Origin of the sequence: Microbacterium sp. BE35 (genome assembly GCF_031457705.1) — a bacterium.
In the GTDB taxonomy this organism is placed as follows: Bacteria; Actinomycetota; Actinomycetes; order Actinomycetales; family Microbacteriaceae; genus Microbacterium; species Microbacterium trichothecenolyticum.
Genome location: NZ_JAVDXD010000002.1, coordinates 893,808 through 910,094 on the forward strand (window position 1 = coordinate 893,808; position 16,287 = coordinate 910,094).

Consider the following 16,287-nt stretch of genomic DNA (forward strand, 5'->3'; position numbering starts at 1 on the left):
GAGCGGTGAGCTCAGTTCTCGATCGCGGCCTGCGTCGGCGCGCCGATCTTGAGGGCCGCGAGGCGAGCCTCGACCTCGGTCAGCTCGCCGACGTCCTCGAGGGCGTTGAACTGGGCGTCGAGGCTCGACGCGGCCAGCTCCTGCTTGCCGGCGGCGAGGGCCTCCTGGCGGCGGACCTTGTCTTCGAACCGGCCGAGCTCGCTCGTCGGGTCGAGCACGTCGATCGACTTGACGGCGTCGTGGACCTTGTTCTGGGCCTCGGCGGTCTTGGCACGCGCGAGAAGCTCGGAGCGCTTGGACCGCAGCTGCTCCAGCTTCTGCTTCATGCCATTGAGGCCCTCCTTCAGCTTGTCGACGACCTCGTTCTGCGTCGCGATGGTCGGCGCGATCGCCTTGGCCTCGTTCTCCTCGCTGATCTGACGCTGCAGCGCGATCTTGGCGAGGTTGTCGAACTTGTCGGCGTCGGCGGTGTTGCCGGTCCTGCGCAGCTCGTCGGCCTTGCGGCTGGCAGCGAGGGCCTTGTTGCCCCACTCGGCGGCCGCCTGAACGTCCTCCTGGTGGTCGCGCTCGAGCAGGCGCAGGTTGCCGATGGTCTCGGCGATGGCCGACTCGGCGTCGGCGATCGAGTTGGTGTAGTCGCGCACGAGCTGGTCGAGCATCTTCTGCGGGTCCTCAGCGGAGTCGAGGAGTGCGTTGATGTTCGCCTTCATGAGGGTCGAGATGCGACCGAAGATGGACTGCTTCGCCATCGGATTTCCTTCCTATCGGACTTCAGTTCTGAGTCGGTGAGTCTGGTCTGGAGACGGATGCCGCGGCCTGCTGCCCTCGGGCGGCCGGGCGATTTCGGGTCAGAAGCGGCCACCTCCTCGGCGCGCGCGCGTGCCCCCGCCTCCGAAGCTACCGGGTCGCATGCCGCCCGACGAGCGGCCAGGGCCACCGCCGCCCAGCATGCCGCCGAGTCCGCCGCCCATGCCTCCCGAGGAGCGGCCGCCGCTCAGCACGGAGTTCAGCACGATGCCGCCGAGGACGGCGCCGAGCATGCCCCCGCCGGACTGGCCGCCCTGCTGGCCTCCGCCGAACATGCCGCCCGAGCCGGCGTCGAACGCGCCGACGTCGTTCTGCGCGAGCTGGATCGCCTGCCCGGCGAGCTGGTCGGCACGCTGCGCCTGCTGCATCGCCTGCTGCGGGTCGCTCGCCTGCAGCGCCTGGGCGCGGGCGAGGGAGGCTCCGGCCTCGGCGAGGCGGGTGCGCGCCTGGGCGCCGACCGCGCCGCGTCGCGCGGTGATGTAGTCCTCGGCCGCCGAGACCTGCGCCTGCGCCTGCATCATCACCTGGCCGACCATCTGGCGTGCGCGCTCAGCCTGGGCCGCGGCATCACGGACGCCCTGCACGAGCGTGTCGATCTGCGTGTTGGCCGATTCGAGGCTCTGGAGCGCCGCGAGCGGGCGCTTGGCGGTGCCGCTGAGCTGGGCGCGCGCGGCGTCGAGCTGCTGGCGCGTCGACGCGATGACGCCCGCGATCCGCCCGTCGGCGTCGGGGAGGGCCGATGCTGCCGCGATGTCGGATTCGAGCTCGGCGACGAGGGCGGTGGCGTTGCGCTCGCCCTCGGCGAGATCGGAGTGGAGCTTGTCGATGGCGTTCTCGAGCAGCGTCGCCTGGCCGACCGCCTCTTCGGCGGCGCGGATCCCGACCGCGGCCTCCCCGCCGTCGCCCGCGCCGATGGCGGCCTGCGCGGCGGTGAGCTGCTCGTCGGCGAACGCGAGGCGCTGCCGTGCCTGCTCGGGGTTGTCGACGACGGTCGCGAGCGCCTCGGGCGCGTACGCCGTCTGCAGGCTCTGCAGCCGGGAGGTCGCCTGGTCGAGGGATGCCTCGGCCTTCGCCTTCGCGTCGTGCACGCGCGCGAGCGCCTCAGGGGCGTTCTGCTCGAGCTTGCGCAGCTCGTCGAAGGCGGCCGCCTTCTCGTCGAGGAGCGCGTTGGAGGCCTCGCACAGCGCGATGATCCGCTCGTTCCAGGCGCGGGTGTCCTGCTCGGAGTCGGGGATGTGATCGTCGAGTTTCTGCTTGAGCTCGAACGCCTCGTCCAGGCTCTGCTGCGCGGTCGCGAGGGCCGCCTCGAACTCGGTCGTCGAGGCGTCTCCGAACTGCGCCTTCGCGAAGCCGAGCTCCTGCCTGCTCGTCTTGATGGCGTCGTCGGTCTCGACGAGCAGCGACGACGCGCGCCGCTCGAGTTCCTCGATGCTCGGCTGCGGCGGACCTGCCGGTCCGGCGGTCACCGCGCCCTTCTTGCGCCGGCGAAGGAACATCACCAGCAGCACGATGCCGACGGCGACGACGACGATGACGAGCAGCCACGTGAACCACCCGCTGCCGCCGGAGTCGGTGGCAGGAGCGCCGGCGACGGCGTCGGTCAGGCCGTCGGCGGCCGCATCGATCGCTCCCAGCCAGTCGTCCCGGGCGAGGGCGGGCTGGACCTGCTCCTGCTCGATGGTCGCGAGCTGCTCGTCGCTGACGGGGCCGGTCGGATCGCCAGACAGGTAGTACGCGCGGCCCTGGGTCGCGACGGCGAGCAGGTACTGGCTGACGCCGAGGTTGTTGTCGTCGGCGGTCTGGTTCGCCCAGTCGGCGGCGCTTGCCGGGTCGGTGAACTCGTCGACGTAGACGACCCAGAGATCGAGTCCGGTGTCGGACTTGAGCTGTTCGAGTCGCGACTGCGCCTCCGAACGCTGCCCGGACGAGAGCACCCCCGACTCGTCGAGCACGTACTCCGCGCTCGAGCCGAGCGTGACCGGCGGAGTCGCGAGCGCCGCCCCACCGCCGATCGCCGTGACCGCGACCACCGCAGCGGACGCCAGCGCTGCCGCCCAACGCAGTCGCATCGATCCCCCTCCGGGACTCGTGTTCCCCTCCCGCGAGTCTATTCAGCCGCGGGGATACGACGATAGCCCACGGCCCGGACGCCGGTTGAGTGTTCGCCGAGAACGCACGAACGAGCCGTCGATGCGGGTCGCTCCCGCACTGGGAGCGGGTCGGCGGGTAGCCTTGCCGGTCCGGAGGAGGACCATGGACGATCGCTACGGCGCCGATGTGCTGGCCACAGGCTGGAAGGGCCACGGGGTGCGGGAGCTGCCGCGGGTGGCGGCATCCCGCGATCTCGTCGTGGAGGTCGCAGATGACGGCTTCTGCGGCGCCGTCGTCGCCGCGTCGGGTGGCATGGTCGAGCTCGAGGACCGCCTCGGCCGCCGCCGGCTGTTCCCGCTCGGGGCGGGCTTCCTCATCGACGGCAAGGACGTCGTGCTCGGTCCGCCCGCACCCGCCGCGGCGCCCACCGGGCAGAAGCGCACCGCGTCGGGCTCGTTCGCGACCGCAGACTCGCGCGCCCGCGTCGCGCGTGCCAGCCGCATCCTCGTCGAGGGTCGCCACGATGCCGAGCTCGTCGAGAAGGTGTGGGGTGACGACCTCCGGGAGGAGGGCGTCGTCGTCGAGTTCCTGCAGGGCATCGATCTGCTCGACGCCGCGCTCGACGAGGAGCCGCCGTCGGCCGAGCGCCGCTACGGGGTGCTCGTCGACCACCTCGTGCCCGGCTCGAAGGAATCGCGCATCGCCGACGCGATCGCGCGCGGCCGCCACGGGAAGCACGTGCTCATCGTGGGGCACCCCTGGATCGACGTGTGGCAGTGCGTCACCCCGCGGGCCGTCGGCATCGAGCGCTGGCCCGACGTGCCGCGCGGCATCGAGTTCAAGGTGGGCGTGTGCCGAGCACTCGGCTGGCCCGCGCGCGATCAGGCCGACATCGCCCGCGCCTGGCAGCGCATCCTCGCGTCGGTGAGGACCTACCGCGACCTCGAGCCCGCGTTCCTGGGCCGCGTCGAGGAGCTCATCGACTTCGTCACCGTCCCGAGGTAGGCCGTCGGCGTCTCTGCCCCTGGGTAGCCTGGAGGGGTGACGAACCCTGCCACGCCTGCGCCCGAACCCCGCACCTTCCGTGAGAAGCCGGTGTCGTTCGTCCGGCGCAGCGGCCGGATGTCGGACGCCCAGGAGCGCGCGTGGAGCGAGCTCGCCCCGCGGTACGTCATCGAGGTGCCCCGCGACCGTGCGGCCACCAGCATCCTGCCGGACTCGGAGATCGATCCCGCCACGGTGTGGGGCCGCGACGCGCCGCTCGTCGTCGAGATCGGGTCGGGGCAGGGGCACGCGATCGTGCACGCCGCGACGTCGCGCCCCGACACGGACTTCCTCGCGATCGAGGTGTTCCGCGCCGGGCTCGCCCGCACCATGCTCGACGCCGACCGCGCCGGGGCGCGGAACCTCCGCCTCGTCGAGGCGAATGCGCCCGAGGTGCTGCAGCACCTGCTGCCCGAGGCATCCGTCGACGAGCTCTGGATCTTCTTCCCCGACCCGTGGCACAAGAAGAAGCACACCAAGAGGCGCCTCGTCGCCGCGGGCTTCGGCGCGATCGCTGCACGGGTGCTGAAGGACGGCGGGACGCTGCGCCTCGCGACCGACTGGGAGGACTACGCGCTGCAGATGCGTGAGGTCCTGTCGGTCGCCGCTGACTTCCAGGCGACTTTCGAGGGGGAGTGGGCCCCGCGCTTCGACGGCCGCGTGCTCACGGCGTTCGAGCGCAAGGGCGCGCGCGTGGGACGCGACATCCGAGATCTGTCGTACCGCCGCGTCGCGAGGTCATGAGCGGACCCACCGGACCCCTCACCGGCCCGGTCCCGCTGCCGGGACCGGCGCCCGAGCCCGCGCGTGAGCCTCATGCCGAGCTCGACGCGGCGACCCCCGTGACGCAGCGCGACGCTTGGCGCTTCGTGCGCCCGCTCGGTCACCGCGACTTCCGGATGCTGTTCGGCGCCGTCGTGCTGTCGATCTTCGGCGCGGGGATGTGGGCCGTCGTCATGGTCTACACGGTCATCGGCGCGGGCGGCGGTCCGGTCGAGCTCTCGGCCGTCGCCGCGGCGAACGCCGTCGGTCTGCTGGCGTGCGCGATCCCGGGCGGCATCGCGGCCGATCGGGTGCCGCGCCGGCTCCTGCTGCGCCTCGTCGAACTGGTGAACCTGCTCGCGATCACGTCGGTCGCGGTCGCCGGGTCGTTCGGCGTCGTGACGATCCCGCACCTCGCGATCGTGGCCTTCGCGCTGGGCGCGGGGGCGGGCTTCTTCTTCCCGGCGTACAGCGCGATCCTTCCGCGCATCCTCCCGCCCGCACAGCTTCTCGCCGCGAACGGCCTCGAGGGCGCCATCAGGCCCGCGCTGCAGCAGGCCGCGGGTCCGGCGGCGGCGGGTGTCATCGTCGCCGCGGTGCTCGCACCGGCGCACGCCGCGTGGGGCGTGGTGGCGGCGCACGCGCTGGCGTTCGTGCTGCTCCTCTTCGTGCGCCCCGAGCCCCCCGCCGCGCCGGGTGAGCAGCGCGAGGCACCCGAGGGCGTGCGAGGAGTGCTCCACGACCTCCGCGAGGCCGTGGGCTTCACGATCCGCACGCCGTGGCTGCTGTGGACGCTGCTGTTCGCGACCGGATGGGTGCTCGTGTTCATCGGTCCCGAGGAGGTGCTGCTGCCCTTCGTCACACGAGACCGCGTCGGGGAGGATCCGCGCCTGTTCGGCTTCCTCCTCGCGATCTACGGCATCGGCGGCGTTCTCGGCTCGATCGTTGTGTCGTCGATGAAGCTCCCACGCCGGTACCTCACGGTGATGATGGGCGTGTGGGGCGTCAGCACGCTGCCGTTCGCGATCGTCGGCATCACCCACGAGTACTGGCTCATGGCGCTGTGCCTGTTCGTCGTGGGCTTCGGCTTCAGCTACGGCAACGTCATCTGGGGGACGCTCCTGCAGCGTCGTGTGCCCCGCCACATGCTCGGGCGCATCTCGAGCCTCGACTTCTTCGTGTCCCTCGCGCTCATGCCGCTGTCGATGGCGCTCGCCGGACCCCTCGCCGAGGTGGTGCCGATCGAGGCGATCTTCATCGCGGCCGGTGTGATGCCGCTGATCCTCGGCGCGCTCGCGTACGTCGTCGCGCGCATGGCGAAGGATGAGATCGAGCACCCCCTCGACCACTGACCCCGTCCGAACCGAACCGACCGGAGCCGCCGAGCATGCCCGCACATCCCGACGCCCCGCCCGCGCCGGCCGTCCGCACGTGGTCCTGGTCTCTGGCGCCCGCTCTCCTCGTCTGCCTCGCCGCGCCGGCGTTCTTCGTCGTGCGCGTGCCGTGGCTCGGGTGGGTGCTGCTGGCGGCGGGTCTCGCGATCGCGTCGGTGACCGAGCGGGCGGATGCTTCGACCCGGCCTGCCGCCTCGGACTCCAGCATCCGCCGGCCGTCGCTGGTGCGCGACCTCTCGCTCATCGCCGTGGGACTGCTCATCGTGAGCGCGATCCCGCTCAAGGCGGAGCTCGACAACCTCGCCATCCTGCGGTTCGCGATCGCCCTCGGCGGCGCTGTCGCGGTGCCGTACGTGATCTCACGGTGGGCGTACCGGGACCGTGCCATCCGCTTCCCGTGGCGCGGCGGTGGACGGTGGACGAGGTTCCAGTGGACGTGGCTCGTCGCCGTGCTGCTGCTCGGCTGGCTGATCCTGCCGTTCTACTTCATCACGTCGGGCGTCTACCTCAACTGGCCGGTGGTCGACACCCCGGAGCTCATCGCACGCCTGTTCGTCGGCGTCGGCGCGGTGGGCATCTGGGACGAGCTGTTCTTCATCTGCACCTGCTTCGCGCTGCTGCGGCGGCACTTCCCGTTCTGGCAGGCGAACATCCTGCAGTCGGTGGTGTTCGTCTCGTTCCTGTGGGAGCTCGGCTACCAGGCATGGGGTCCGGTGCTCACCATCCCGTTCGCGCTGCTGCAGGGCTTCATCTTCATGAAGACGCGTTCGCTCGCGTACGTCGTCACGGTGCACCTGCTGTTCGACGCTGTCGTCTTCCTCGTGCTCGTCCACGCGCACAACCCGGGGACGCTCGATCGGCTCTTCCTCGTCTGAGCCCGGCGGGACGGATCCCTGCCCAGGCCCTGCCCAGGGCGCGCGGCTAAGGTGGTCGACGGATCCCCGACCGGATCCCCGGACGACGGATCAGTACCCGGTACGCGACAAGACTGGCCAGGAGCGCAGCCATGTCGTGGGTCATCCTCGTCGTTTCCGGCATCCTCGAGGCCGTGTGGGCCACCGCGCTCGGCAAGACCGAGGGCTTCACGAAGCTCTGGCCGTCGGTGATCTTCGGGGTCGCGCTCATCGCCAGCATGGGCGGACTCGCCTGGGCGATGCGCGACATCTCCACCGGCACCGCGTACGCGGTGTGGGTCGGCATCGGCGCTTCGCTGACCGTCGCCTACGCCATGATCACCGGCGACGAGGCGTTCTCGCTCGTCAAGATGCTTCTCATCCTCGGCCTCGTAGGCTGCGTCGTCGGCTTGAAGCTCGTCGGCCACGAGTGACCTCCGGGCACCGGATGCCGCGATCCGGCGACCGCGCCGGGTCGCGGCATCCGTCCTGGTCGGCCTCGATCATGAGAGCTCGATGAGAGTGCCCCTCGTGGGACTGGCCGTGCCAACGCGGAGTATGTGAGCATCCCCGCAGGAAGCCGGTGCCAGAGGGGTCACCGGCGGAGAGGCACGACCATGCCCATGAGAACCAGGCGCGCCTGGGTTGTCGCTACCGCGACCGCCCTCGTCGCCACCGTCGCTCTCGCAAGTCCCGCGTACGCGGCACCGAACAACAACTCGGTGAAGAAGATCACGAAAGCCGTGACGCTCGACGCCGTCTTGGACCATCTCGAGGCGTTCCAGGACATCGCCGACCAGTACGGCGACCGTGCCGCCGGACGCCCGGGGTACAAGGCATCCGTCGACTACGTCGTGAGTCAGCTCACCGCCGCCGGGTACACGCCGCAGGTGCAGCCGTTCGAATTCGACTACGTCGAGGAGAACAGCGAGCTCATCCGCGTCTCACCGAACCCCACGGCGTTCGTCGACGAGTCGGACTTCCTCCGCAACAACTTCGACAGCGGCAGCCCCAAGGGCACCGCGACCGGGCCGCTCGTGCCCGTCGGCGTGGTCTACCCGTCCGCGGCGCTCCCGCCGAACAGCAACACCAGCGGATGCGAGTCGACGGACTTCGCCGGCTTCCCGGCGGGCGGCATCGCCCTGGTCCAGCGCGGGACGTGCGGATTCGCGGTCAAGGTCCTCAACGCGCAGGCGGCGGGCGCGGCCGGCGTGATCGTCATGAACGAGGGGCAGCCGGGCCGCACCGGCCTCGTCGGCATGATCGGCGACGCCACCGGGCTCAACATCCCGGCGGTCTTCGCGACCTCGGCCACCGGCGCGAACCTGCTCTCGTCGGCGAACTCGATCGTCACCGTGACGGTCGACTACGAGGCGGACACCCGCACCGCGTGGAACGTGCTCGCCGAGACCACGGCGGGCAACGACGCCAACACCGTCATGGCGGGCGCCCACCTGGACAGCGTCCAGGACGGCCCGGGCATCAACGACAACGGCTCGGGCAGCGCCGCGCTGCTGGAGACCGCCATCCAGATGCAGAAGACCAAGCCCAACAACACGGTCCGGTTCGCCTGGTGGGGCGCCGAGGAGAGCGGTCTGCTCGGTTCGGAGCACTACGTGGGCGCGCTGTCGGAGGAGCAGGCGGGCGACATCGCGCTCTACCTCAACTTCGACATGATCGGCTCGCCGAACTACTTCATGGGTGTCTACGACGGCGACAACTCGAGCGGGACGGCCGCACCCGGCTTCATCCCGGAGGGGTCCGCCCAGATCGAGGACGTCTTCGAGCACTACTACACGAGCGTCGGAGAGCCGTTCCAGGACACAGAGTTCTCGGGCCGCAGCGACTATGGACCCTTCATCGCCGTGGGCATCCCCGCGGGCGGTCTGTTCACCGGCGCGGAGGGCGTCAAGAGCGCCCAGCAGGCGGCGATCTTCGGCGGCACGGCCGGCGTCGCGTTCGACTCGTGCTACCACGCTCCCTGCGATGACATCGACAACCTCAACGCGCACGCGCTCGACGTCAACTCGGATGCGGTGGCCGCCGCCATCATGACGTTCGCGTTCGACACGTCGAGCGTCAACGGCGTCCGCGCTCCGGGCAAGTCGCACGGTGCGGGCAAGAGCATGGACGCGTTCACGGACGACGCCACGCAGTGATCGACAGGATGCTGCGTCCCGGCGACTGCGCCGGGGCGCAGCATCCCTCACCCTCAACCTCATGTCGAGATGACTTCTTCGTGAACTCTTGACGACGGGGTTCGCGAGGAGGAAATTCGATCTTGCGAACGGACAACAGGAACGTAGGACCCGAAAGGGATCCCGGAACACGGAAACCCAACATCGCATTGACGATCCCCCCGGCGCTTCGGCACCGAGGGGATCATCGTTTTGCGCCCGGCATCGTCGGGGCTCTTGTTCGAAGCCGGAGCCCCGGCGAGGCTCGCTCCGCCGCGGTGCGCCGCTCGTAGTCTGACGACGTGGACTTCAGCCAGTTCCTGAGCACGCCGATCACGTGGTGGCAGGTGCTGTGGGCGATCCTCGCCCTGCTCGCCGGGTGGATCGCCTCGCGCATCGCCAAGCGGGCCGTCACCGACCTCATGGGCCACGTGCCCACGGCGACCCCGGCCGCGACCAGGTTCGCCGCCCGTTTCGCCCAGTACACGCTGCTGCTCCTCGGCTTCGGGATCGCGCTCGCGTTCCTCGGCGCGAATGTGCAGCCGGTGCTGGCCGTCGTGATCGTGCTGGTCGTCGTCGCCGCGCTGGTGCTGCGCGGCGTCGCCGACAACTTCGCGGCGAGCGTGCTCATCGCCACTCGCAAGCCCGTCGTGCTCGGCGAGGAGATCACCGTCGAAGGGCCGGACGGCAAGCCCATCACCGGCACCGTCATCGAGCTCAACTCCCGCGCCGTGGTCTTCACCACTCCCGACGGGCGCACCGCGCACGTGCCGAACTCGAAGCTCCTCGCCGAGACCCTCGTCAACAACTCGCGCCACGGCGGCAGGCGCAGCGAAGTGCAGGTGCGCGTCGAGCGGGCCGGCGCCGGCGTCGACGAGGTCGTCGAGGCGCTCGCCGAGTCCGCCGCTGCTGCCGAGGGCGTGCTCGCCGATCCAGCGGCGGTCGGCGTGCTGGTCACCGCCGTTTCGGAGACCCGGATCACCGGGCGCGTGCAGTTCTGGCACGATCCCGCGCGAGGTCTGTCCGTCACGTCGGGGGTGGTCGCGGCGCTCACCGCGGGACTGGCGCGGCGCGGGTGGTCGGCAACGGTGACGAGCGAGGCGGTCGTGCCGCCCCTCGTGCCCGGCGATCCCGTCTGACACCGCTCGATCGTGCCAAGGTGGACACGACTGTGCCCCACGTATCCAGGAGCAGGTATGCAGCGACCCCTCGCCGGACTGACCAGGCACAACCTGGTCACGGAGCTCACGGCGGGCGTGACACTCCTCGCGATCGCGATCCCGCTCAACATCGGGTACGCGCAGATCGCCGGGCTCCCGCCGACGGCAGGGCTGTATGCCCTCGTCGTGCCCACGCTCATCTACGCGCTGGTCGTGTCGTCCCGTCAACTCGTGGTGTCGCCGGATGCGGCGGCGGCGGCTCTCGTTGCCTCGTCGATCGGCGGGCTCGCCACGGCCGGCAGTACGGACTATGCCACGCTCGCACTCGCGCAGGCGATCATCTGCGGGGTCATGTTCGTGCTGATGTCCGTGTTCAAGCTCGGCTTCCTCGCGAACTTCCTCTCCAAGCCGATCCTCGTCGGGTTCGTCGGAGGCCTCGCCCTCGACATCCTGGTCAGCCAGATCGCGAAGATGCTCGGGGTCAAGATCGACTCCGGTGGGGAGTTCGTCGACAAGGTGTTCGGACTCGTGGCCGACCTGGAGACGATCAACGCGTGGTCGGTGGCGATCTCGGCGGTGTCCGTCGCCGTCCTCCTGCTCGGCAAGAGGTTCCTGAGGGCCGTGCCCTGGGCGCTCGTGGTGCTGATCCTGTCCACGGTGCTGGTCGTGCTGACAGGTCTGGACCAGGAGGGGGTCGATGTGCTGGGGGAGATCCCCGCCGGACCGCCGACCCTCACCTGGCCGGTCATCGACTGGCGGATGTGGATGGCACTGATCCCGTCGGCGATCGCGTTGACGCTCGTCACGACGGCGGAGGGCCTCCTCGTCTCCCGGTCCTACGGTGAGAAGCACCGCTATCCGTTCCACGCCAACCGCGACCTCCTCGCGTTCGGCCTCGGAAACATCGCCGCCGGCGCACAGGGGAGCTTCTCGATGGGCTCGTCCACGTCGCGCACCGCCGCGATGGATCAGGCGGGATCCCGCACCCAACTCCCGTCGCTCGTGCTCGCGGCGGGCACGCTGCTGCTCCTCCTGTTCGGCACCACGCTGCTCGCCGACATCCCGTCACCGGCCATCGGCGCCGTGGTCGGCGTCGCGATCCTGCCGCTGCTCGGTGTCCGGGAGTTCCGGGTTCTCTGGCGCCAGGACCGCTTCGAGTTCGCGATCGGCGCGGTGTGCTTCCTCGTGACGCTGTTCGTCGGCGCGATCCCGGGCATCGTCGTGGCGTTCGTGCTCGCCCTCATCAACCTCGCCAAGCGCGCGGCGAACCCCGCGATCGACGTCCTCGCCGCCGACGACGACGCGAAGCAGTCGCTCCTCGAAGACGCGGCGGCCGGCGCGACGACCGCGCCCGGCGTCGTGGTGGTGCGGATGGCGGCGCCGTTGTTCTTCGCGAACGGCACGGTCTTCTCCGCCGCAGTGAAGCGCGCGGTGACCGGGGCCGACGAGCCGGTGAAGCATGTGGTCATCGACATGGAGGCCGTGACCGATATCGATGTGACCGGCGCCGAGGCGTTCGCATCGCTCGAGGAGTGGCTCGACGAGCAGGGCGTGAGCCTGGCGTTCAGCCGGGTGCGGGTCGCTACGAAGGCGCGCCTCGACGAGCTGGGACTGCTGTCGGGGCAGACCGTCTTCTCGACCAACCGCGAGGCCGTGGCCGCGCTTGCCGCCGCCGGCTCGACGCCGCAAGACTGAGGATTCCGGCCGCCGGGGCCGGTGCGAAGGGATATCACCATGCAACAGCGCGAACCCGAGGGGTCGATCCGCGAAGCCCATGCGAAGGCGCTCGTTTCACTCCCGTTCGCCGACGCGGACGACTTCGCGGCGGCGGACCGCGGATTCATCGGCACGCTCGACGATCCGAAGATCCGCAACGCCGATGGCGACGTCGTGTGGGACGCCTCGAGCTACGACTTCGTGCAGGGCGACGCGCCCGCGTCGGTCCACCCGAGCCTGTGGCGGCAGTCGAAGCTGGTCGCCAAGCACGGACTGTTCGAGGTCGTGCCCGGGCTGTACCAGGTGCGAGGGCTCGACCTCTCGGTGATGTCGATCATCGAGGGGGACACCGGCGTGATCGTCGTGGACCCGTTGATCTCGGTGGAAACGGCAGCGGCCGCGATGGGGCTGTACCGGGAGCACCGAGGCGAGCGGCCGATCCACGCGGTGATCCACTCGCACAGCCATATCGATCACTTCGGCGGCGTGCTGGGCATCGTCAGCCAGGATGACGTCGACTCCGGGAAGGTGCAGATCATCGTTCCCGAGGGCTTCCTCGAGCACTCGGTCGCCGAGAACGTGTACGCGGGCACGGCGATGGGCCGCCGTGCCGGCTACATGTACGGCGCAGCGCTCGATCGTGGACCTCGAGGCCAGGTCGGCGCGGGACTCGGCCAGACCACGTCCACCGGCAACCCGACGATCCTCCCGCCGACCCTCGAGGTCACCGCGACCGGTGAGACCCACACCGTCGATGGCGTCGAGTTCGAGTTCCAGATGGCGCCGGGCACGGAGGCGCCCTCCGAGATGCACTTCTACCTTCCGCGCTACCGCGCGCTGTGCATGGCCGAGAACGCGACCCACACGCTCCACAACCTCCTCACGCTGCGGGGTGCGCTCGTGCGCGACCCGCACATGTGGTCGCGCTACCTCACCGAGGCTCTCGAGCGCTACGGCGACGAGGTCGAGGTGGTGTTCGCGTCCCACCACTGGCCGACGTGGGGCACTGACGAGATCCGTGAGTTCCTGGGGATCCAGCGCGACCTCTACGGCTACCTGCACGACCAGACACTGCGACTGCTCAACCGGGGCTACAACGGCGTCGAGATCGCCGAGATGATCGAGCTGCCGCCGACGCTCGAAGCCTCATGGAGCACGCGAGGCTACTACGGCTCGGTCAGTCACAACGTGAAGGCGATCTACCAGCGCTACATGGGCTGGTTCGACGGCAACCCGGCGCGTCTGTGGCCGCACCCGCCTCAGGCTCAGGCGGAGCGATACGTCGCCGCGATCGGCGGCGTCGATCGGGTGGTCGAGCTCGCCCAGGAAGCGTTCGACTCGGGTGACTACCGCTGGGCCGCGACTCTTCTCGATCATGCGGTCTTCTCCGACGCCGATCATGCTGCAGCCCGCACGCTTTATGCCGACACGCTCGAGCAGCTGGCGTACGGCTCAGAGAACGGCACGTGGCGCAACTTCTTCCTGTCAGGTGCGACCGAGCTGCGCGAAGGCACCTTCGGCACGCCCACCCAGGCGGCCGCGCCGCTGATCATCGCCCAGCTCACGCCCGAGCAGCTCCTCGACGCCGTCGCCATCCGCGTCGACGGACCGAAGGCGTGGGACCTCGACCTCGCCCTCGACGTGACCCTCACCGACCTCGGTCGCACCTTCCACGTGACGCTGCGCAACGGGGTGCTCGTCTACGTCGAGCGGGAGGCCGATCCCGAGACCCCGTTGCAGCTCACGCTCTCGAAGCCGCGCCTCATCCGGCTGGCGGGGGGCGATACGGACTCCGAGGGCATCGAGGTCCGCGGTGACGCCGGGGTGCTGCGGCAGATCCTCGGTGTGCTCGACCAGGGCGACCCGGATTTCGAGATCGTCCTGCCGTAATCGCGTCGCACCGCTCGCCGGCACCGCCCCCGCAGCGCCGGCGGGCGACTGTGAGGGGGCATGCGGTAGCAGTCCGGCCGAGGAGGGTCAAGGCCGGTCCCGACCGTCGTGGGCCGGGGTGAGACTCGGGACATGAGCCGGTGGCGACGCCTGTGGAGCGTGCCCCTGCTGGTGCTGACGCTGTGCGTCGCTGGTTGCGCGATCACAGTGCCGAGCGATCCGCAGGGCACCCTCGACCGCGCGCGCGGCGGCGAGCTGCGAGCCGGTGCGTCTGCGTCGGGCGAGCTCGTGACCGTCGATGGGTCCGACGTCGGTGGTTCGCTCGCCGGCATCGTGGAGGAATTCGCCGATTCGATCGACGCGAAGGTCGTGTGGACCGTGGGCAGCGAGGAGGACCTCGTCGACGGACTGGAAGGCGGCGACCTCGATCTCGCGATCGGAGGGATGACCGATGCGACCCCGTGGTCGCAGAGCGTCGCTGTCACCCGCGGCTACGCGGGCGTTCCCGGGGCCCGCGGCCCGGTCGTCGTGCTGCTGCCCATGGGCGAGAACGCGTGGCAGGCGGCCATCGAGGCCTATCTCGACAGGGAGGTGACGCGGTGAAGACGATGGGCCGTACCGACCTTCCCGAGACCCAGCAGAAGGCGCTGCGCAGCGCCATCCGCTGGGAGTGGTTCACGATCGGCTACACGGTGGTGACGATCGGGCTTCTCGCCTTCGTGGTCGGCGGCTCGCAGGCGATGAGGACCGCGTGGATCGAGGACATGCTCTCGGTGATCCCGCAGATCGCCTTCCTGGTCGCGCTGCTGTTCATCCGACGCCCGCCCACGCGCGCCTTCCCCTTCGGGCATCACCGCGTCATGGGGGTCGGTCATCTCGTCGCGGGCGTCGCGCTGCTCGCGGTGGGGGGAAACCTGGCCTATGAGGCGATCGGTGGACTGGTGCGGGCCGAGCACCCGTCCATCGGCACGGTGTACCTGTTCGGCCGGACCATCTGGCTCGGCTGGTTCATGGTCGCGGTGATGAGCGTGATCGTCATCGGGCCGTTCTTCTACGGTCACGCGAAGGCGAAGCTGGCGCCGAAGCTGCACAACAAGGTGCTGTATGCGGACGCCGACATGGCAAAAGCGGACTGGACGTCGACGGCTGCTGCGATCGTCGGGGTGCTCGGCGTCGGCATCGGGCTGTGGTGGCTCGACGGCGCCGCCGCGCTGTTCATCTCGGCCGGGATCGTGTGGGATGGCTGGCGCAACAGCCGCGCCGCCATCCGCGACCTCATCGACCAGCGGGCGCGCACCGAAGACGACTCCCGACCCCATCCCCTCATCGCCCGGATCGCCGATCGGGTGGAGGAGTTCCCATGGGTGCGCGCGACTGCCGTGCGGATGCGTGACATGGGCCAGGTGTTCCATGTCGAGGTGTTCGTCGTGCCGGCGCACCACAACGTGCGCCTCAACGAGATCGAGGACGCGCGCGAGGCCGTCGCCGCGCTCGACTGGAAGGTGCAGGACGTCGTCGTCATCCCCACCTCGACGCTGCCGGACGAGGCGGAACCGGCGGGCGATCGCACATCGCGTCGCGACGCCTGAGCGGCCACTTCGCGTGGGCCGCAGCATCCGTTCCTGATGATCAGCCGACGAAGGGCGGACCACCGCTGGACCAGATCGCGTCCGGGCTGGGCGCAGGCAACTCGTCCGGGATGGGGATGATCGCGAGCGGAACCCCCGGCATCAGCAGCAAATGGGCGACCCGCATCTCGCCCTCGCCGTCGTTGACCTCGAGCCAGTAGGGGCCTGCGGAAATCCCCGCCTCGATCTCGTCACGCAGATCCTCGAAGCGGCGACCTCCGATGCTGTAGTGGTCCCCGCCGTAGTAGATGTCTATCCGCTTCATCACCACTCCCATCGCCGTCGCTCATCTCAGTGCCGTCGCGCACCGCCTGCGAAGCACCTTGACAGGCCGAACCACGCGGTCTACGCAGACGCGTCAGCCGGCGAGGTCGTGTTCCTCGACGCCCTCGGCGCGCGGCATCGCCGGCTCCGGCACGAGATACAGCCCCGTGGGGGAGTTCGCCGTGTACGCCAGCGCGTCGATCCATGCCGGATTCAGCTGCGGTTTGCGGCTGCCGTAGAACTTGTAGACCAGCGAGCATCTCGGATGGATCCACACCGTCGTCCGCCCGTCCCCGATACTCGCGTCGTCCCGCCACGTGAAGTGGAACGGTTCGCCCCGGCGCAGCTTGGTGCCGATCACCAGTTGAAGGTGTGCCAGGGTCCTGTCGTCGAAATCGACCTTGACGGTCCCTTCGTAGATCAACTTGCCCATGAGGGGCCTCCCTGGGGAGATGCCGACG

General features: G+C 70.0%; 15 protein-coding genes and 1 riboswitch. Of the genes, 11 read left to right on the forward strand and 4 right to left on the reverse strand.

Annotated elements, in window-relative coordinates:
• Nucleotides 1-11 precede the first annotated feature (11 nt).
• Both J2Y46_RS10100 and J2Y46_RS10105 read right to left on the reverse strand, forming a co-directional pair.
• A complete protein-coding gene (locus tag J2Y46_RS10100) occupies nt 12-749 on the reverse strand; it encodes a PspA/IM30 family protein (RefSeq protein ID WP_045297474.1) in 738 nt (245 codons plus the stop codon).
• Nucleotides 750-848: 99 nt separating this feature from the next.
• Nucleotides 849-2,876 (reverse strand): TPM domain-containing protein, encoded by a 2,028-nt coding sequence (locus tag J2Y46_RS10105; protein WP_310242051.1) that lies wholly within the window; start codon nt 2,874-2,876, stop codon nt 849-851.
• A 184-nt stretch (nt 2,877-3,060) separates the two neighbouring features.
• Here J2Y46_RS10105 and J2Y46_RS10110 point away from each other — a divergent pair, with 184 nt between their 5' ends.
• The 11 genes from J2Y46_RS10110 to J2Y46_RS10160 all read left to right on the forward strand — a co-directional run bounded on the left by J2Y46_RS10110 (nt 3,061) and on the right by J2Y46_RS10160 (nt 15,523).
• The gene (locus J2Y46_RS10110) at nt 3,061-3,903 is read left to right on the forward strand and encodes a DUF3097 family protein (RefSeq protein ID WP_310242053.1); all 843 of its coding nucleotides are present in this window, start codon (nt 3,061-3,063) and stop codon (nt 3,901-3,903) included.
• Between the two features lie 117 nt (nt 3,904-4,020).
• Nucleotides 4,021-4,686, forward strand: a complete 666-nt coding sequence (trmB, locus tag J2Y46_RS10115; RefSeq protein ID WP_396653173.1) for a tRNA (guanosine(46)-N7)-methyltransferase TrmB — start codon at nt 4,021-4,023, stop codon at nt 4,684-4,686.
• A gap of 155 nt (nt 4,687-4,841) precedes the next feature.
• Entirely contained in the window at nt 4,842-6,056 is a 1,215-nt protein-coding gene (locus tag J2Y46_RS10120) for an MFS transporter (protein ID WP_396653174.1), read from the forward strand.
• Between the two features lie 35 nt (nt 6,057-6,091).
• Entirely contained in the window at nt 6,092-6,973 is an 882-nt protein-coding gene (locus J2Y46_RS10125; RefSeq protein WP_045297480.1) for a CPBP family intramembrane glutamic endopeptidase, read from the forward strand.
• Nucleotides 6,974-7,030: 57 nt separating this feature from the next.
• Nucleotides 7,031-7,095, forward strand: a riboswitch (guanidine-III (ykkC-III) riboswitch).
• A 9-nt stretch (nt 7,096-7,104) separates the two neighbouring features.
• Nucleotides 7,105-7,425, forward strand: coding sequence for a multidrug efflux SMR transporter (locus J2Y46_RS10130; protein ID WP_310242055.1), 321 nt, complete (start codon nt 7,105-7,107; stop codon nt 7,423-7,425).
• A 183-nt stretch (nt 7,426-7,608) separates the two neighbouring features.
• Nucleotides 7,609-9,150, forward strand: a complete 1,542-nt coding sequence (locus tag J2Y46_RS10135; RefSeq protein WP_310242058.1) for a M20/M25/M40 family metallo-hydrolase — start codon at nt 7,609-7,611, stop codon at nt 9,148-9,150.
• Between the two features lie 320 nt (nt 9,151-9,470).
• Nucleotides 9,471-10,307 carry a mechanosensitive ion channel family protein gene (locus tag J2Y46_RS10140; protein WP_310242060.1) on the forward strand — a complete coding sequence of 279 codons (837 nt, stop codon included), beginning with the start codon at nt 9,471-9,473 and terminating at the stop codon, nt 10,305-10,307.
• 57 nt (nt 10,308-10,364) lie between these two features.
• A complete protein-coding gene (locus J2Y46_RS10145; RefSeq protein ID WP_310242062.1) occupies nt 10,365-12,023 on the forward strand; it encodes a SulP family inorganic anion transporter in 1,659 nt (552 codons plus the stop codon).
• 39 nt (nt 12,024-12,062) lie between these two features.
• Entirely contained in the window at nt 12,063-13,934 is a 1,872-nt protein-coding gene (locus J2Y46_RS10150; RefSeq protein ID WP_045297487.1) for an alkyl/aryl-sulfatase, read from the forward strand.
• A 132-nt stretch (nt 13,935-14,066) separates the two neighbouring features.
• Nucleotides 14,067-14,537, forward strand: a complete 471-nt coding sequence (locus tag J2Y46_RS10155; protein ID WP_310242065.1) for a hypothetical protein — start codon at nt 14,067-14,069, stop codon at nt 14,535-14,537.
• Between the two features lie 5 nt (nt 14,538-14,542).
• Entirely contained in the window at nt 14,543-15,523 is a 981-nt protein-coding gene (locus J2Y46_RS10160; protein ID WP_045297560.1) for a cation diffusion facilitator family transporter, read from the forward strand.
• Nucleotides 15,524-15,563: 40 nt separating this feature from the next.
• On the opposite strand, the gene J2Y46_RS10165 is transcribed toward J2Y46_RS10160, so the two are convergent.
• Both J2Y46_RS10165 and J2Y46_RS10170 read right to left on the reverse strand, forming a co-directional pair.
• Complete coding sequence (locus J2Y46_RS10165; RefSeq protein WP_310242067.1) at nt 15,564-15,839, reverse strand: hypothetical protein; 276 nt, start codon at nt 15,837-15,839, stop codon at nt 15,564-15,566.
• A gap of 81 nt (nt 15,840-15,920) precedes the next feature.
• Nucleotides 15,921-16,259: a hypothetical protein gene (locus tag J2Y46_RS10170; RefSeq protein ID WP_045297490.1), complete on the reverse strand. Its 339-nt coding sequence runs from the start codon at nt 16,257-16,259 to the stop codon at nt 15,921-15,923.
• Nucleotides 16,260-16,287: the final 28 nt, after the last annotated feature.